The 17159-nt window shown below is 59.5% G+C and carries 12 protein-coding genes, 2 tRNA genes, 3 rRNA genes and 1 other RNA gene; 14 read left to right on the forward strand and 4 right to left on the reverse strand.

Annotation, left to right across the window (positions count from 1 at the left end; genetic code table 11):
• Positions 1-3: 3 nt before the first annotated feature.
• Both ACUTAG_RS18635 and ACUTAG_RS18640 read right to left on the reverse strand, forming a co-directional pair.
• Positions 4-1509, reverse strand: coding sequence for a tripartite tricarboxylate transporter permease (locus tag ACUTAG_RS18635; protein WP_006388754.1), 1506 nt, complete (start codon positions 1507-1509; stop codon positions 4-6).
• A 13-nt stretch (positions 1510-1522) separates the two neighbouring features.
• Positions 1523-1987 carry a tripartite tricarboxylate transporter TctB family protein gene (locus ACUTAG_RS18640; protein WP_006388755.1) on the reverse strand — a complete coding sequence of 155 codons (465 nt, stop codon included), beginning with the start codon at positions 1985-1987 and terminating at the stop codon, positions 1523-1525.
• A 484-nt stretch (positions 1988-2471) separates the two neighbouring features.
• Here ACUTAG_RS18640 and ACUTAG_RS18645 point away from each other — a divergent pair, with 484 nt between their 5' ends.
• The 4 genes from ACUTAG_RS18645 (at position 2472) to ACUTAG_RS18660 (ending at position 4302) form a co-directional block, all read left to right on the forward strand.
• Entirely contained in the window at positions 2472-2918 is a 447-nt protein-coding gene (locus ACUTAG_RS18645) for a hypothetical protein (RefSeq protein ID WP_179840948.1), read from the forward strand.
• Positions 2918-3229, forward strand: coding sequence for a cell division protein ZapA (locus ACUTAG_RS18650; RefSeq protein WP_006388757.1), 312 nt, complete (start codon positions 2918-2920; stop codon positions 3227-3229). The genes ACUTAG_RS18645 and ACUTAG_RS18650 overlap by 1 nt, the downstream gene beginning before the upstream one ends.
• Positions 3230-3272: 43 nt before the next feature.
• A non-coding RNA gene (gene ssrS, locus ACUTAG_RS18655) (6S RNA) lies at positions 3273-3457 on the forward strand.
• Positions 3458-3531: 74 nt separating this feature from the next.
• Positions 3532-4302 (forward strand): SIMPL domain-containing protein, encoded by a 771-nt coding sequence (locus tag ACUTAG_RS18660; RefSeq protein WP_026382452.1) that lies wholly within the window; start codon positions 3532-3534, stop codon positions 4300-4302.
• Here ACUTAG_RS18660 and lgt read toward each other — a convergent pair.
• A complete protein-coding gene (lgt, locus tag ACUTAG_RS18665; protein ID WP_006388759.1) occupies positions 4277-5065 on the reverse strand; it encodes a prolipoprotein diacylglyceryl transferase in 789 nt (262 codons plus the stop codon). The genes ACUTAG_RS18660 and lgt overlap by 26 nt on opposite strands.
• Before the next feature lie 180 nt (positions 5066-5245).
• Between lgt and ilvD the strand changes: the two genes are divergently transcribed.
• From ilvD to msrA, 3 genes are read left to right on the forward strand one after another with little or no spacing between them, the layout of a single operon-like run.
• A complete protein-coding gene (ilvD, locus tag ACUTAG_RS18670; RefSeq protein ID WP_006388760.1) occupies positions 5246-6931 on the forward strand; it encodes a dihydroxy-acid dehydratase in 1686 nt (561 codons plus the stop codon).
• Positions 6915-7250 (forward strand): c-type cytochrome, encoded by a 336-nt coding sequence (locus ACUTAG_RS18675; protein WP_006388761.1) that lies wholly within the window; start codon positions 6915-6917, stop codon positions 7248-7250. Before ilvD ends, ACUTAG_RS18675 begins: the two co-directional genes overlap by 17 nt.
• Before the next feature lie 38 nt (positions 7251-7288).
• Positions 7289-7843: a peptide-methionine (S)-S-oxide reductase MsrA gene (msrA, locus tag ACUTAG_RS18680; protein WP_020925148.1), complete on the forward strand. Its 555-nt coding sequence runs from the start codon at positions 7289-7291 to the stop codon at positions 7841-7843.
• Between the two features lie 84 nt (positions 7844-7927).
• On the opposite strand, the gene hppD is transcribed toward msrA, so the two are convergent.
• A complete protein-coding gene (hppD, locus tag ACUTAG_RS18685; RefSeq protein ID WP_024067744.1) occupies positions 7928-9040 on the reverse strand; it encodes a 4-hydroxyphenylpyruvate dioxygenase in 1113 nt (370 codons plus the stop codon).
• 156 nt (positions 9041-9196) lie between these two features.
• On the opposite strand from hppD, the gene ACUTAG_RS18690 reads away from it, so the two are divergent.
• The 7 genes from ACUTAG_RS18690 to ACUTAG_RS18720 all read left to right on the forward strand — a co-directional run bounded on the left by ACUTAG_RS18690 (position 9197) and on the right by ACUTAG_RS18720 (position 17059).
• Positions 9197-9673 carry an Lrp/AsnC family transcriptional regulator gene (locus ACUTAG_RS18690; RefSeq protein WP_026382449.1) on the forward strand — a complete coding sequence of 159 codons (477 nt, stop codon included), beginning with the start codon at positions 9197-9199 and terminating at the stop codon, positions 9671-9673.
• A 1345-nt stretch (positions 9674-11018) separates the two neighbouring features.
• A 16S ribosomal RNA gene (locus ACUTAG_RS18695) occupies positions 11019-12549 on the forward strand.
• 130 nt (positions 12550-12679) lie between these two features.
• Positions 12680-12756, forward strand: a tRNA-Ile gene (locus ACUTAG_RS18700).
• Between the two features lie 30 nt (positions 12757-12786).
• Positions 12787-12862, forward strand: a tRNA-Ala gene (locus ACUTAG_RS18705).
• Positions 12863-13158: 296 nt separating this feature from the next.
• A 23S ribosomal RNA gene (locus ACUTAG_RS18710) occupies positions 13159-16039 on the forward strand.
• 200 nt (positions 16040-16239) lie between these two features.
• Positions 16240-16352: ribosomal RNA gene (gene rrf, locus ACUTAG_RS18715) — 5S ribosomal RNA — on the forward strand.
• Together the 16S, 23S and 5S rRNA genes with 2 tRNA genes alongside form the textbook arrangement of a ribosomal RNA operon.
• 341 nt (positions 16353-16693) lie before the next feature.
• Positions 16694-17059, forward strand: a complete 366-nt coding sequence (locus ACUTAG_RS18720; protein ID WP_006388767.1) for a DUF4870 family protein — start codon at positions 16694-16696, stop codon at positions 17057-17059.
• Positions 17060-17159 lie beyond the last annotated feature (100 nt).

Consider the following 17159-nt stretch of genomic DNA (forward strand, 5'->3'; position numbering starts at 1 on the left):
TCCTCAATCTTCTTCGACGAAGGTCTCTTCGCGCTTCTTGCGGATCGCCGGCAGGGCCACCAGCACCACCAGGAACAGCGCCACGGCCAGCAGCGAGGCCGACAGGGGGCGCGTCACGAAGGTGCTGAAGTCGCCGCGCGACAGCAGCAGGGCGCGACGGAAGTTCTCTTCCATCATGGGGCCGAGCACCAGGCCCAGCAGCAGCGGGGCGCCTTCGCACTTCAGCTTCGACCAGACGTAGCCGATGATGCCGAAGATGGCGGTGGTGAAGATGTCGAACGTGTTGTAGTTCAACGAATACACCCCGATCGTGCAGAACACCAGGATCGCCGGGAACAGGATGCGGTAGGGCACCTTGAGCAGCTTGACCCACAGGCCGATCAGCGGCAGGTTCAGCACCACCAGCATCAGGTTGCCGATCCACATCGAGGCGATCAGGCCCCAGAACAGCTCGGGGTGGCTCGTCATCACTTGCGGGCCGGGCTGGATGTTGTGGATCGTCATCGCGCCGACCATCAGCGCCATCACGGCGTTGCCCGGGATGCCCAGGGTCAGCAGCGGGATGAACGAGGTCTGCGCGGCCGCGTTGTTGGCCGATTCCGGGCCCGCCAGGCCGGCCGGGTGGCCCTTGCCGAAGCGTTCCGGATTCTTCGAGATCTTCTTTTCCAGCGTGTACGACGCGAACGACGACAGCACCGCGCCGCCACCCGGCAGGATGCCCAGGGCCGAACCCAGGGCCGTGCCGCGCAGCACGGCGGGAGCGGATTCCTTGAACTCCTGCTTGTTCGGGTACAGGGTACCGATCTTGTCGGTGATGTCGACGCGGTTTTCCTTCTGCTCCAGGTTGGTCATGATTTCGGCGAAGCCGAACACGCCCATGGCCACGATGGCGAAGTCGATGCCGTCCTGCAGTTCGGGGATGCCGAAGTCGAAGCGGGCCACGCCCGAGTTGACGTCGGTGCCGACCATGCCCAGCAACAGGCCCAGGATGATCATCGCGATCGCCTTGGGCAGCGAGCCCGAGGCCAGCACCACGGCGCCGACCAGGCCCAGGCACATCAGCGAGAAGTACTCGGCGGGGCCGAACTTGAACGCGACTTCAGCCAGCGGGGGCGCGAAGGCGGCCAGCAGCAGCGTGGCCACGCAGCCCGCGAAGAACGAGCCCAGCGCGGCGATCGCCAGGGCGGCGCCGGCACGGCCATTGCGCGCCATCTGGTGACCGTCGAGCACGGTCACCACCGCGGACGTCTCACCGGGCAGCGCCACCAGAATGGCCGTGGTCGAGCCGCCGTACTGGGCGCCGTAATAGATACCCGCCAGCATGATCAGGCCGGCCACCGGGGGCAGCACGTACGTGATCGGCAGCAGCATCGCGATGGTCGGGACCGGGCCGATACCCGGCAGCACGCCGATCAGGGTGCCCAGAATGCAGCCCAGCAGGGCGTACAGCAGGTTCTCGGGCGTGAACGCCACCGAGAAACCCAACATCAGGTGATCAATCAATTCCATGGCCGCTTGCTCCTTAATTCATGCCCAGAAACGACGGCCACAGCGGGAAAATCAGCCCCAGCCCCTTGACGAACGCCAGATACGAGAACACCACCAGGAAGATGCCGTTGGCGACGGCGACCTTGAGGCTGAACTCGTGGCTGGCCAGGCTGCTGAGCACCACCAGCAGGAACACCGAGATATAGATACCCAGCAGTTTCAGGACCAGGCCATAGAAAACCACGGACCCCACCACCAGGAACACGATGCGCCAGTCGAACTTGTCGACGTGGGTTTCATGGGCCTTCTTGGACAGCGAGCCAAGCAGCACGATGGCACCCAGCAATGCGAGAACAATGCCCAGCCAGAAAGGAAAATACCCGGGGCCCATCCGGGCGGCAGTACCCATTTGGTAGCTGCTGGCTTGCCAGGCGAATCCCAGTCCAAGGGCGATGAACATCACCCCCGACCAGAAGTCCTGTCGATTGCGTAGCTGCATGATTGGTTGGCTCCTGTTTACAGCATGTAGATAAAAAGGGCTTGTGGTCCGCCACGCCGCCCGAAAGGCGAGTGACAGGCACAAAAAAGGCACGTCTGGGGTGCCCTTGGGTTCTTCTGAAAGCGTCGGCGAGGCTTCTTGAAAGGGCGAATGGTAATGGACGCCCGCGGCGATGCAAACCCTGTAAGCTAGGTGAAAGCCTGGGGTTTTCCCTAAAATTGGGGAACTCCCGATCCCCAGTTGTAACGGGACGGGCCAATTGAGGGTTTTTTGAAAGCTAAGTGAAAGTTGATAGAAAGAAATGCGAAAGCGGTCGTGGTGTGATCGTCGCGTTCCTGCCGCGCGGGGGACTTTTCTAGTCGGGCTCGATCGGTTATGTTGCCCGCCGCCGGCATGACCGCCGCATTTCCTACTGAATATTGCCGTGTTTCTCACCTTGCGTGAAGAGGCCCGATTCCCCACTGGATGGTTTACGATAGCGCCCATGCTGCAAGACCTAGACCAACTCGCCGCCCGTATCGGGCAACTGGTGCAACGCACCCGGCAACTCCACGCCGAGCGTGACGCGCTGCGCGCGCGCCTGAACGACTCCGAAACCGAGCAGCGTATGCTCAAGCAACGCGCCGCCGAGCGTGATGCCGACATCGCCGCGCTGCAGGCCAAATTGCAGGACAACGACGGCGCCGTCACCGCGATGCTTGAGCAGGCGCAACAGGCCGAAGCCGCCTTGCGCGAACAGCTCGCACGCGAAACCGCCGAGCGCCAGTCGCTCGAGACGCGTTTCTCCGCCCGGGAAACCGAACTGCAGGGCAACCTGCAACGCAGCGACACCGAACTACAGCGCCTGCGCGTGGCGGCCGCCGCCGCCCGCGAGCGCATCGACGCCGTCCTGGCCCGTCTGCCGGGTGCGCCGTCCGGAGAGCAACACTGATGGAACGCGTAGATGTAACGATACTCGGGCGCGACTACTCGCTGGCGTGCTCGGCCGAGGAAAAGCCCACGCTGCTGGCCGCGGTGCGCCACGTCGACCAGCTCATGCTGCGCATCCAGGGCACCGGCAAGGTCTCCAGCAACGAGCGCATCGCCGTGATGGCCGCGCTGCAGGTGGCTGGCGAGCTGCTCGCCATGAAAGCGCCGGATGGTCCGTTGGGTGGTTTGGCGGTCGGCGACTTCAAGCGTAGAATCGAGGACATGAACGCAGTCCTGGACGACGCCCTGTCAGGGCAAGAAAAGCTGCTCTGACGTTCATACGCGGTTTTCACCAAGGTTTTTCAGTATTTTCAGTTTGTCCCTGCCGTGTCCGTGACCTGGCCATACATTCTCTGAACCTATGTCTTATGGCATATTGGTTGCGGGAGTGCAGAGCTGGAGCGATTGTCTCTCGTAGACGAACCCGACGCTCTTCGGAACGCGACCACCTTGAACCTCAGGGTTCGAGATGCCGGCCTTGACGGCACAGGCGGGGCATCTATCCCAGCGGGCCTGCCACGAGCGCAGGTCCGCGTCGGGCGCCTCCCCATCGTCGTCCCTCATAGGACCAGTCCATGTCGAAATCCCCCGTTTTTTCGCTGACCAAACTTGGCGCGGCGTGCGCAGCCGTGGCCGCTTTGTCCATGGCGCAGCCCGTCTTCGCGCAGGCCCAGGCGCCGGCTCCCGCCACGGCGGAAGCCACGGCCAACCGGTCGCCGGAGCTGACCCTGCAAGCCACCGCGTCGTCCGAGGTCAAGCAGGACACGGTGCGCATCTCGCTGTCGGCCGAGACCGAGGCCGCCGACCAGCCCACCGCCGGCAAGAAGCTGACGGAGATGCTGGACGACGTGGCCAAGCGCGCGCGTGACACCAAGGGTGTCGAGGTGCGCACGGGCAGCTTCAACGTCTGGCCCAATTCCACCAGCAGCAGCAAAGGCAAGACCAGCACCACCTGGCGCGGCCAGGGCGAGATCATCCTCGAATCCAAGGATTTCGCGGCCGCCGCCGCGCTCGCGTCCAAGCTGTCCGACAAGACCGCCATTTCCAACATCAGCTTCTCGCTGTCGCGCGCCGTGCGCGAGGCCGAGGAACGCAAGCTGCTCAAGGAAGCCGCGCAGGCCTTCAAGGATCGCGCGCTGGCTGCCGCCAACGCCTTCGGCTTTTCGGGCTACCGCCTGAGCAAGCTCGAACTGGGCGGCTCCGGCGGCGTCACGCCGATGCCGCGCATGATGGGCGCCATGGCCAAGGACGCCTCGGGTGGCGCGGGCTTCAGCGCGGACGTCCCCCTGGAAGCGGGAGACGTCACGGTCAGCGTCGCCGTCAACGGGACGATCGTTTTGCAGTAAGCGCGAACATGATGGCGCCCAGGGCGACCATCGGCAGGGACAGCCACTGTCCCATGCTCAGTCCGCCCGCGAGCAGGCCCAGGAAGTTGTCCGGCTCGCGGGTGAACTCCACCAGGAAACGGAACGTTCCGTAACCCATCAGGAAGACCGCGCTCACCTGCCCCAGCGGGCGCGGCTTGCTAGAGAACCACCACATCAGCGCGAACAGCACGATGCCTTCCAGCCCCAGTTCATACAACTGGGACGGGTGGCGCGCGATGCCGTCGCCGCTGCTCGGGAACACCATCGCCCACGGCACGTCGGTCGGGCGGCCCCACAGTTCGCCGTTGATGAAATTGCCCAGGCGGCCGAAGCCCAGCCCCAGGGGAATCAGCGGCGCGATGAAGTCGCTGACGGCGAAGAAGGGCAGGCCTTTCTTGCGCGCGAACAGCAGCATCACCACGATCACGCCGATCAGCCCGCCGTGGAACGACATGCCGCCTTCCCACAGGTAGGCCACTTCCAGCGGATGGGCCAGGTAGTAGTTCGGCTTGTAGAACAGCACGTAGCCCAGCCGCCCGCCCAGCACCACCCCCAGCACGCTATAGAAGATCAGGTCTTCCAGGTCGCGCACGTTCAGGGACGTGGTGTGGCCGCTGGTGATGCGGCGCCGGCCCAGCAGATAGACCAGCGCAAAGCCCACCAGGTACATCAGCCCGTACCAATGGATGGACAGCGGCCCGATCTGCAGGGCAACGGGGTCGAATTTTGGATATTGCAGCATGTTCCGCCCGACACAATGAAGTTGAATGATAATAACCGGCGAGCCCTGCGGTAGATCGACATGCCAGGCGGTTGCCCTCGAATGCCGATGTATCCCGAGACTCGCCCGCGAGCGAGCTGGCACCCTCCCGGGCGCGATCGCCATGTCCGCGCCCTGACGGCCGACAGGAGACAACAGACCATGTCGCACAACGAACGTTCCCGCCACATCACCCACGGCGTCGCCCGCGCGCCCAATCGCGCCATGTATTACGCGCTCGGCTACCAGGAAGCCGACTTCGAGAACCCCATGATCGGCGTGGCCAACGGCCATTCGACCATCACGCCGTGCAACAGCGGCCTGCAGCGCCTGGCCGATGCCGCCATCGAGGCCATCCGGGGCGCCAGGGCCAATCCGCAGGTGTTCGGCACGCCCACCATTTCCGACGGCATGTCCATGGGCACCGAGGGCATGAAGTACTCCCTGGTGTCGCGCGAGGTCATCGCCGACTGTATCGAGACCGCGGCGCAGGGCCAGTGGATGGACGGCGTGGTGGTCATCGGCGGCTGCGACAAGAACATGCCGGGCGGCATGATCGCGCTGGCGCGCACCAATGTGCCGGGCATCTACGTCTATGGCGGCACCATCAAGCCGGGCCATTACCAGGGCAAGGACCTGACCATCGTGTCGGTGTTCGAGGCCGTCGGCGAATACACCATGGGCCGCATGGACGAGGCCGATTTCAAGCAGATCGAAAAATGCGCCATTCCCGGCTCGGGTTCCTGTGGCGGCATGTATACCGCCAACACCATGAGTTCGGCCTTCGAGGCCATGGGCATGAGCCTGCCCTATTCCAGCACGATGGCCAACGAAGACGACGAGAAAGTCGCCTCGGCCGCGGAATCGGCCCGGGTGCTCGTGGATGCGGTCAGGCGCGGCCTGCGGCCGCGCGACATCATTACGCGCGAATCCATCGAGAACGCGGTGTCGGTCATCATGGCGACGGGCGGTTCGACCAACGCCGTGCTGCATTTCCTGGCCATCGCCCACGCCGCCGAAGTGCCCTGGACCATCGACGATTTCGAACGCATCCGCCAGCGCGTGCCGGTGCTGTGCGATCTCAAGCCTTCCGGCAAATACGTGGCGACCGACCTGCACCGGGCCGGCGGCATTCCGCAGGTCATGAAGCTGTTGCTCAACGCGGGCCTGCTGCATGGCGATTGCATCACCATCACCGGCCAAACCGTGGCGCAATCGTTGGCCGACGTGCCTGATACGCCGCGCGCCGACCAGGACGTGATCATGCCGCTGGACCGCGCCCTCTACCCCCAGGGCCATCTGGCCATTCTCAAGGGCAATCTGTCGCCGGAAGGCTGCGTGGCCAAGATCACCGGCCTGAAGAATCCGGTGATCACGGGCCCGGCGCGGGTCTTCGACTCCGAAGACGACGCCATGGCCGCCATCATGGCGCGTCAGATCCGCGATGGCGACGTGGTGGTGATCCGCTACGAAGGGCCGAAGGGCGGACCCGGCATGCGTGAAATGCTGGCGCCGACTTCCGCGCTGGTGGGGCAGGGCCTGGGAGAAACCGTCGGCCTCATCACCGACGGCCGCTTTTCGGGAGGCACGTGGGGCATGGTGGTGGGCCACGTGGCGCCCGAGGCCTTCGTCGGCGGCCCGATCGCGCTGATCCGCGAGGGCGATTCGGTTACCATCGATGCCCACAAGCTGCTGTTGCAGCTCAATATCAGCGACGAAGAGATGGCGGCTCGTCGCCAGGCCTGGGTCCAGCCCAAGCCGCGTTATACACGCGGTGTGCTTGCCAAGTTCGGCAAGCTCGCCAGCACCGCGAGCCGTGGGGCAGTAACCGATGCATTTGATACGTAGTCTGTTGGCGGTCGCCGCCGGCCTGCTGGTCGCCGGCGCGGCCCAAGGGCAAACCACCGGCCTGGATCTGGCCAAGAGCAAGGCCTGCATGGCCTGTCACCAGGTCGACGTCAAGCGCGTCGGGCCGCCGCTGGCCAGCGTGGCCGAACGCTACGCCGGGCAGGGCGACGCCATGGTGGATTACCTGGCCGGCAAGATCCGCAGCGGTGGCCGTGGCGCCTGGGGCGCCGTGCCCATGCCGGCGCAAACCCATGTCAGCCCGGAAGACGCCCGCCTGCTGGCCGAATGGATCCTGTCACTGGCGCCGGCCAAGAAGTAGTCGTATCGTTTCTGGATAGTTTCAGCAAAGGAATCGTCATGGCAGAACTACCCTCCCCGGGCAATGAGGTCGCCGTTCTCGGCGGCGGCTGTTTCTGGTGCGTCGAGGCGGTCTTCACCGACCTGCGCGGCGTCAAGAGCGTGCTGCCCGGCTACAGCGGCGGACACGTCGACAATCCCAGCTACGAGCAGGTCTGCGGCAAGGACACCGGGCATATCGAGGTCGCGCGCGTCGAGTTCGATCCCGCCGAACTGTCCTACAGCGACCTGCTGCGCGTGTTCTTCGCTACCCACGACCCGACCACCCCGGGCCGCCAGGGCAACGACATCGGCCCGCAGTATGAATCGGCCATCTTCTGGCAGAACGAAACCCAGCGCGAGCAGGCCGAGGCCGTGATCGCCGAGGTCGAGGCGCAGAAGGTCTACGACGCGCCCATCGTGACCAAGCTCCTGGCGCCCGCGCGATTCTGGCCGGCCGAAGACTATCACCGCGATTATTTCGCGCTGCATCCCGAGCAGGGCTATTGCCAGTTCGTGATCGCGCCCAAGGTCGCCAAGTTCCGCAAGCAGTTCCAGGATCGCCTGAAGAAATAGGCGGGACGAAAAAAAACCTCGCGCAAGGCGAGGTTTCAAGGCCAGCGCCGGGCACATGGGTACCGGCGCTGGAGGGGGAAGCGGTCAGTCGACGGCCTTCACCACGCCGCGGCGCATCTGGTCCAGTTCGATGGATTCGAACAGCGCCTTGAAATTGCCTTCGCCGAAACCGTCGTTGCCCTTGCGCTGGATGATCTCGAAGAAGATCGGGCCGATCTGGTTCTCGGTGAAGATCTGCAGCAGCAGGCCGCCATCGGGGGCGCCGTCCAGCAGGATACGGTTCTTCTGCAGGCGCGGCACGTCTTCGCCATGGTTGGGCAGGCGGCGGTCCAGCAGTTCGTAGTAGGTTTCCGGCGTATCCAGGAATACCACGCCGTTGGCGCGCAGCGCCTCGATGGTGCCGTAGATGTCCTCGGTAGCCATGGCGATGTGCTGGATGCCTTCGCCACGGTACAGGTCCAGGTATTCCTGGATCTGGCCCTTCTCCTCGGTGCCTTCCTCGTTGATCGGAATGCGGATGTTGCCGCAGGGCGAGGTCATCGCCTTGGACTTCACGCCGGTCACCTTGCCTTCGATGTCGAAGTAACGCACTTCGCGGAAGTTGAACAGGCGCTCGTAGAACTCCGACCACTCGGCCATGCGGCCCTTGTGCACGTTGTGCGTCAGGTGGTCTACCAGCGTCAGCCCGGCGCCGCGGTGGTTCAGGTCGGCCTGCGCGTTCTGCGGATCCACCGGCACGAAGTCGACGTCATAGATGCTGATGTCGCCGATGCCGCCGTGGCCTTCCTTGCCGTTCCAGCGGTCCACCAGGTAGATCAGCGAATCGCCGATGCCCTTGATGGCGGGAATGTTCAGTTCCATCGGGCCGCTGTGCGAGTCGAAGCCCCAGGCGCCCAGCTCCAGCGCGCGCTTGTACGCGGCGGCCGCATCCTGGACACGGAAACCGATCGCACAGATCGACGGGCCGTGCAGGCGGGCGAAACGTTGGGCGAAGGAATCGGGTTCGGCGTTGATCAGGAAATTCACGCCGCCCTGGCGGTACAGCGTCACGTCCTTGTGGCGGTGCTTGGCGATTGCCTTGAAGCCCAGCAGTTCGAACACCTTGCGCAGCGCGGCGGGGTCCGGCGCGGCATATTCGATGAATTCGAACCCGGCGGTGCCCATCGGGTTGTCCCAGGGTTGGAAAGCGCTGCTCATGAGTCTGCTCCCTTGAGTCGTTGTAGAGGCGACTTGTCGTTCAAGTCTAGGATGAAGATTGTAGGGAGGAAAGGCAGGCAGACAATTGCAAACATGTCGCGAAAGTGGCAAGGTTGAGCAATAATATTGCCCACGATAAAAAATATGGGGCTGAAAATGTCTGACATGGAGCTGGATAGGACAGATATAAGGATCCTGGCCGAATTGCAACGGGACGGCCGCCTCAGCAACCAGGAGCTGGCGGACCGCGTATCGCTGTCGCCCAGTCCCTGCCTGCGCCGGGTGCGGCGGCTGGAAGAGAAGGGCTTCATCAAGAAGTACGTGGCGCTGATCGATGCCGACAAGGTCGGGCTGGGCCTGCTGGCCTACGTCAACATTCGCCTGAACAAGCACAGCGGTTCCAGCCACGCGCCCATGAGCGACTTCGCCCGCGACGTCCAGCTCTGGCCCGAGGTGGTCGAGTGCTATGCCATGTCCGGCGACATGGACTACCTGCTGCGCATCCAGGTCGCGGACCTGGCGCATTTCTCCAAGTTCGCCATGGACACCCTCATGCGCCATCCCGCCGTGGTCGACATGCGGTCATTCTTCGCACTCCAGCAGATCAAGGAAACGACGGAGCTGCGGCTGTAGCGAGCGGGATGAGCCCCTACCTGTCTGGTCTTCCATATAGGTGTCTATATAGAGATCGGAGAGCGCCGCGGTGGGCTGGATGCTTCCCGTCCGTGATGCTCTGTATATATATAGGGTGTCATCAGGAAGAGGGGGGGGCTCGGTGGATTTCCACCGAAACATAAGTGGGGCCGAAAACGGGAACGCCTATCTACTATCTATATAGGGACGTATATCCATCTCGGCGCGCTGTGGGGGCCTTCAGCCAAGGGGCAATCCAGAGGGAGCAGCCATATGGATACGTACTCTATATAGAGCGAATGGCGCAGAACGGATGACTTTCCCATGGCAAATGCGGGGTGCGTCCCCGGAAAACATCATCTTTCTGCAAAATGGTTGTCACGCCGGCATGACAAGCCAAAATTCTGTGCTATAGTCTCGCTCCTTCGCAGTTCAAGCAGTTTTGTTGAGCGGCGAGGCCAGGCAAGTGCAACGGATCCGAGTGCTACGGCAAGTGGATCTGACGCAGGGCAGCAAGGCGGTGAGTCAGCGATGATCCTCTCGAACCGGCGGTCGGCGAGTTTTGCGTAAGTCGGTGCAAATCAGGCAGAAGCCAGTTGCACGATCTGCAAAAATTGTGCTATAGTCTTGGGCTTGGTTGGTGACAGCGAATCAGGGTTTACCCGGTAGGGTAGGGTAGGGTAGGGTAGGGTAGGGTAGGGTGGTCTGGTCAACGTTGCAAGCCAGCTGGGGCGGTAACCAACCTCCGAAGCGATTTGGGGCTGCTGCGAAGTGAAGCGATTCACGAAGCGGCGGGGTTGCAAGATAGGATGCAAGTTAGGCAAAAGCCGGTTGCATAATCTGCAAAAGTTGTGTTATAGTTTCAGGCTTGGCGGTTACCGAAAACTTAGGGTTAACCCTGATATTTCGATAGCTGCTAAAGAGAAAGCCGGGTGCGAGCCTGGTGAGGCCTGAAGAGGTCGTAGGCAAGGCAGCGAAGTGAAGCAAGCGACGCTGACTTGACAAACGATAAAAACTTCTTCATAATCTCGTTTCTCTGCTGCTGACACAGCGATCGACGCGAAAGCGAAATCGCCGAAGAAAGCAGAAGATGCAGTAAGTAGTTTGGTAGTACAGAATTTGGCAGTACCGCTCTTTAACAATTAAACAACCGATAAGTGTGGGCGCTTGATGCGGGTGCACAGTGACTGGGTTTTAAGCCCCTTCACAAGCACAATGAAATCAAGTGCTCACTAGAAGTGAAGTACCTTAGATGTCAAGTCTAAGCACATACCTCACTTCCTTTGAGTAGCGACGTATGACTCGGTTCTTCGGAACTAAGAAATACGAAACAAATACAGAGATTAAACTGAAGAGTTTGATCCTGGCTCAGATTGAACGCTAGCGGGATGCCTTACACATGCAAGTCGAACGGCAGCACGGACTTCGGTCTGGTGGCGAGTGGCGAACGGGTGAGTAATGTATCGGAACGTGCCCAGTAGCGGGGGATAACTACGCGAAAGCGTAGCTAATACCGCATACGCCCTACGGGGGAAAGCAGGGGATCGCAAGACCTTGCACTATTGGAGCGGCCGATATCGGATTAGCTAGTTGGTGGGGTAACGGCTCACCAAGGCGACGATCCGTAGCTGGTTTGAGAGGACGACCAGCCACACTGGGACTGAGACACGGCCCAGACTCCTACGGGAGGCAGCAGTGGGGAATTTTGGACAATGGGGGAAACCCTGATCCAGCCATCCCGCGTGTGCGATGAAGGCCTTCGGGTTGTAAAGCACTTTTGGCAGGAAAGAAACGTCGCGGGTTAATACCCCGCGAAACTGACGGTACCTGCAGAATAAGCACCGGCTAACTACGTGCCAGCAGCCGCGGTAATACGTAGGGTGCAAGCGTTAATCGGAATTACTGGGCGTAAAGCGTGCGCAGGCGGTTCGGAAAGAAAGATGTGAAATCCCAGAGCTTAACTTTGGAACTGCATTTTTAACTACCGGGCTAGAGTGTGTCAGAGGGAGGTGGAATTCCGCGTGTAGCAGTGAAATGCGTAGATATGCGGAGGAACACCGATGGCGAAGGCAGCCTCCTGGGATAACACTGACGCTCATGCACGAAAGCGTGGGGAGCAAACAGGATTAGATACCCTGGTAGTCCACGCCCTAAACGATGTCAACTAGCTGTTGGGGCCTTCGGGCCTTGGTAGCGCAGCTAACGCGTGAAGTTGACCGCCTGGGGAGTACGGTCGCAAGATTAAAACTCAAAGGAATTGACGGGGACCCGCACAAGCGGTGGATGATGTGGATTAATTCGATGCAACGCGAAAAACCTTACCTACCCTTGACATGTCTGGAATGCCGAAGAGATTTGGCAGTGCTCGCAAGAGAACCGGAACACAGGTGCTGCATGGCTGTCGTCAGCTCGTGTCGTGAGATGTTGGGTTAAGTCCCGCAACGAGCGCAACCCTTGTCATTAGTTGCTACGAAAGGGCACTCTAATGAGACTGCCGGTGACAAACCGGAGGAAGGTGGGGATGACGTCAAGTCCTCATGGCCCTTATGGGTAGGGCTTCACACGTCATACAATGGTCGGGACAGAGGGTCGCCAACCCGCGAGGGGGAGCCAATCCCAGAAACCCGATCGTAGTCCGGATCGCAGTCTGCAACTCGACTGCGTGAAGTCGGAATCGCTAGTAATCGCGGATCAGCATGTCGCGGTGAATACGTTCCCGGGTCTTGTACACACCGCCCGTCACACCATGGGAGTGGGTTTTACCAGAAGTAGTTAGCCTAACCGCAAGGGGGGCGATTACCACGGTAGGATTCATGACTGGGGTGAAGTCGTAACAAGGTAGCCGTATCGGAAGGTGCGGCTGGATCACCTCCTTTCAGAGCTTAGTGCTCGTGTTAAGCGTCCACTCTTATCGGTTGTTTGATATAGCTGGGATCGGTTGTGGGCTTGGGTAGAGGGACTCCTCCCTGTGTCCATGACTTCTGACTACTGATCCGGGAAGGTTTTGGGTCTGTAGCTCAGTCGGTTAGAGCACCGTCTTGATAAGGCGGGGGTCGTTGGTTCGAATCCAACCAGACCCACCAAGTATTCGCAGGTAGAGATGCCGTGAATATGGGGGTGTAGCTCAGCTGGGAGAGCGCCTGCTTTGCAAGCAGGATGTCATCGGTTCGATCCCGTTCACCTCCACCAAGACCTGTGCCTGGTGGGATGTAGAGGCTAACTCATAGCGTCGTGCGGATAGTATCTGCCCGGTCTTATGAGTTGGGTTTTACTCAACAGCTATATTTGTTCTTTAACAATCTGGAAGAAGCACAACGAAATGTGCTCATCGAGTAGTCAGCTTGCTGATGAAGATGGGTACGGGTTGTGATTGCATTAATTTTGTTCCAAGTTCTCAAGACTGGGGTGAATAACCTCAGACTGCTTTGAAACTTATGAACGGCACAAACGCTAATACTCAGGTCCTATAGCCTACAGCGTTATAGGATCAAGCGACTAAGTGCATATGGTGGATGCCTTGGCGATCACAGGCGATGAAGGACGTAGTAGCCTGCGAAAAGCTGCGGGGAGCTGGCAAACAAGCTTTGATCCGCAGATATCCGAATGGGGAAACCCACTGCGCAAGCAGTATCCCTGACTGAATACATAGGTCAGTGGAAGCGAACCGGGTGAACTGAAACATCTCAGTAGCTCGAGGAAAAGAAATCAACCGAGATTCCGAAAGTAGTGGCGAGCGAAATCGGAAGAGCCTTCACGTTTTAGCATGCAAGATAGTCGAACGGAATGGAAAGTCCGGCCGTAGCAGGTGATAGCCCTGTAGACGAAATTTTGTGTGTGGAACTAAGCGTGAGAAAAGTAGGGCGGGACACGTGAAATCCTGTTTGAAGATGGGGGGACCATCCTCCAAGGCTAAATACTCGTGATCGACCGATAGTGAACCAGTACCGTGAGGGAAAGGCGAAAAGAACCCCGGAAGGGGAGTGAAATAGATCCTGAAACCGTATGCATACAAACAGTAGGAGCCTCCTTGTGGGGTGACTGCGTACCTTTTGTATAATGGGTCAGCGACTTACATTCAGTGGCAAGGTTAACCGAATAGGGAAGCCGTAGCGAAAGCGAGTCCGAATAGGGCGATTCAGTCGCTGGGTGTAGACCCGAAACCAGATGATCTATCCATGGCCAGGTTGAAGGCACGGTAACACGTGCTGGAGGACCGAACCCACTAATGTTGAAAAATTAGGGGATGAGCTGTGGATAGGGGTGAAAGGCTAAACAAATCTGGAAATAGCTGGTTCTCTCCGAAAACTATTTAGGTAGTGCCTCAAGTATTACTGCGGGGGGTAGAGCACTGTTATAGCTAGGGGGTCATGGCGACTTACCAAACTATGGCAAACTCCGAATACCCGCAAGTACAGCTTGGGAGACAGAGCACCGGGTGCTAACGTCCGGACTCAAGAGGGAAACAACCCAGACCGCCAGCTAAGGTCCCAAATTATCGCTAAGTGGGAAACGAAGTGGGAAGGCATAGACAGTCAGGAGGTTGGCTTAGAAGCAGCCATCCTTTAAAGAAAGCGTAATAGCTCACTGATCGAGTCGTCCTGCGCGGAAGATGTAACGGGGCTAAGCGATAAACCGAAGCTGCGGGTGTGTACTTTGTACACGCGGTAGGAGAGCGTTCTGTAAGCCTGCGAAGGTGGCTTGTAAAGGCTGCTGGAGGTATCAGAAGTGCGAATGCTGACATGAGTAGCGATAAAGGGGGTGAAAAGCCCCCTCGCCGTAAGTCCAAGGTTTCCTGCGCAACGTTCATCGGCGCAGGGTGAGTCGGCCCCTAAGGCGAGGCAGAGATGCGTAGCTGATGGGAAGCTGGTTAATATTCCAGCACCGTCGTACAGTGCGATGGGGGGACGGATCGCGGAAGATCATCAGGGTGTTGGATGTCCCTGTTGACGTATCGAAGATGGCGCTTAGGCAAATCCGGGCGCGTAAATCAAGGGTACGGCACGAGCGAGCATTGCTTGCGAAGTGATTGGAAGTGGTTCCAAGAAAAGCCTCTAAGCTTCAGCTGTACGAGACCGTACCGCAAACCGACACAGGTGGACGGGATGAATATTCCAAGGCGCTTGAGAGAACTCAGGAGAAGGAACTCGGCAAATTGATACCGTAACTTCGGGAGAAGGTATACCCCGGTAGTGTGAAGCGCCTGCGCGCTTAGCATGATGGGGTCGCAGAGAATCGGTGGCTGCGACTGTTTATTAAAAACACAGCACTCTGCAAAGACGAAAGTCGACGTATAGGGTGTGACGCCTGCCCGGTGCCGGAAGGTTAAGTGATGGGGTGCAAGCTCTTGATCGAAGCCCCGGTAAACGGCGGCCGTAACTATAACGGTCCTAAGGTAGCGAAATTCCTTGTCGGGTAAGTTCCGACCTGCACGAATGGCGTAACGATGGCCACACTGTCTCCTCCTGAGACTCAGCGAAGTTGAAGTGTTTGTGATGATGCAATCTACCCGCGGCTAGACGGAAAGACCCCATGAACCTTTACTGTAGCTTTGCATTGGACTGTGAACCGGCCTGTGTAGGATAGGTGGGAGGCTTTGAAGCGTGGTCGCTAGATCACGTGGAGCCATCCTTGAAATACCACCCTGGTTTGTTTGCGGTTCTAACCTTGGTCCGTTATCCGGATCGGGGACAGTGCATGGTGGGCAGTTTGACTGGGGCGGTCTCCTCCCAAAGTGTAACGGAGGAGTTCGAAGGTACGCTAGGTACGGTCGGAAATCGTGCTGATAGTGCAATGGCATAAGCGTGCTTGACTGTGAGACTGACAAGTCGAACAGGTGCGAAAGCAGGACATAGTGATCCGGTGGTTCTGAATGGAAGGGCCATCGCTCAACGGATAAAAGGTACTCTGGGGATAACAGGCTGATACCGCCCAAGAGTTCATATCGACGGCGGTGTTTGGCACCTCGATGTCGGCTCATCTCATCCTGGGGCTGTAGCCGGTCCCAAGGGTATGGCTGTTCGCCATTTAAAGAGGTACGTGAGCTGGGTTTAAAACGTCGTGAGACAGTTTGGTCCCTATCTGCCGTGGGCGTTGGATACTTGACGGAGCCTGCTCCTAGTACGAGAGGACCGGAGTGGACGTACCTCTGGTGTACCGGTTGTCATGCCAATGGCATTGCCGGGTAGCTAAGTACGGAAGAGATAACCGCTGAAGGCATCTAAGCGGGAAACTCGTCTGAAGATTAGGTATCCCGGGGACTTGATCCCCCTGAAGAGTCGTTCGAGACCAGGACGTTGATAGGTCGGGTGTGGAAGCGCAGTAATGCGTTAAGCTAACCGATACTAATTGCTCGTGAGGCTTGATCCTATAACACTGATGGTTATGACCTGGTGATATAGCGTTCCAAGTGTCGTTCAATACAAAATCTGGCTGCCCCGTCAGCAGCCAGCCAACACCAATTACACCCACTGTGCGGGATCATCGAGACACTCTCTGATCCCCACACGTTGCGCTTCTTCCAAGATTGGAGCGGTTGTCCCTCAAAGACAATCTCTCAACCCGTTACGCCTGACGACCATAGCAAGGTGGTACCACTCCTTCCCATCCCGAACAGGACAGTGAAACGCCTTTGCGCCGATGATAGTGGACGGACGTCTGTGAAAGTAGGTCATCGTCAGGCTTTTATTGCTCAAAACCCCATAGGCTCGCGCCTGTGGGGTTTTGTTTTTGTGGCGTGTGAAACAAGAACCCCCGTGCGGCTGGCGCCGCATGGGGGTTCTTGTTTGTTGGGGCGATGACTTGCGGAGCCGGTTTCACCTCGGCGATGCTCCCTTCAAGGCGGCCCGACAGCTCGCGCAATCGACGTTCCGGCGATCTTCCCGGCGCTGAAAATGGACAGCCAAAATCTCCTCCAGCAAGCCTGCAAGCCGCGCCAGCATTGAATGTGCCTAAATAACAACGCTCGTGGGCCGGCTGGCTTTGTGCGGTAAGATTGACCGAGTCAATTGTTGGAGCGTAATCGTGAGTGATACCCAGACCCCCGCGCCCGGTACGGCATTAGACCTGCGCACGCTGACCCATGTGGCCTATGGCTTGTTTGCCCTGGGCTTTCTGACCAGTGGTTTCCTGGGCATTGCCACGCTGGCGGCCGTCGTGCTGATGTATCTGAAGCGCTCGGATGCCGCCGGCACCGTCTACGCCGCCCATTTCGACTGGCTGCTGCGCACTTTCTGGTGGGCGCTGTTGTGGCTCGCCATCAGCGGCCTGGCCCTGGTCATCTATATTGGATGGATCGGCGTGGTCGCGACGGTGGTCTGGGGCCTGTATCGCCTGATCAAGGGTTGGCTGGCCCTGCTGGAAGGTACCGCGCCGACCAGCTACGCCTGATCCCGGGCGATTTCCGTTAGAAAGGCCGACGTCACCGTCGGCCTTTTCATTTACAGCGAGCCCGGGGAATCGTGTTTGCGCAAGCCAGGGCATGTCGCCC

This window comes from Achromobacter sp. CSND-B12 (assembly GCF_052906545.1).

Bases quoted from the DNA above. Each gene is read 5' to 3' on its own strand.
- ACUTAG_RS18660 (WP_026382452.1), top strand. From the start codon at position 3,532: ATGTCGAAATCCCCCGTTTTTTCGCTGACCAAACTTGGCGCGGCGTGC.
- ACUTAG_RS18635 (WP_006388754.1), bottom strand. From the start codon at position 1,509: ATGGAATTGATTGATCACCTGATGTTGGGTTTCTCGGTGGCGTTCACG.
- ACUTAG_RS18640 (WP_006388755.1), bottom strand. From the start codon at position 1,987: ATGCAGCTACGCAATCGACAGGACTTCTGGTCGGGGGTGATGTTCATC.
- hppD (WP_024067744.1), bottom strand. From the start codon at position 9,040: ATGAGCAGCGCTTTCCAACCCTGGGACAACCCGATGGGCACCGCCGGG.
- msrA (WP_020925148.1), top strand. From the start codon at position 7,289: ATGGCAGAACTACCCTCCCCGGGCAATGAGGTCGCCGTTCTCGGCGGC.
- lgt (WP_006388759.1), bottom strand. From the start codon at position 5,065: ATGCTGCAATATCCAAAATTCGACCCCGTTGCCCTGCAGATCGGGCCG.
- ACUTAG_RS18650 (WP_006388757.1), top strand. From the start codon at position 2,918: ATGGAACGCGTAGATGTAACGATACTCGGGCGCGACTACTCGCTGGCG.
- ACUTAG_RS18690 (WP_026382449.1), top strand. From the start codon at position 9,197: ATGTCTGACATGGAGCTGGATAGGACAGATATAAGGATCCTGGCCGAA.
- ACUTAG_RS18675 (WP_006388761.1), top strand. From the start codon at position 6,915: ATGCATTTGATACGTAGTCTGTTGGCGGTCGCCGCCGGCCTGCTGGTC.
- ACUTAG_RS18645 (WP_179840948.1), top strand. From the start codon at position 2,472: ATGCTGCAAGACCTAGACCAACTCGCCGCCCGTATCGGGCAACTGGTG.
- ilvD (WP_006388760.1), top strand. From the start codon at position 5,246: ATGTCGCACAACGAACGTTCCCGCCACATCACCCACGGCGTCGCCCGC.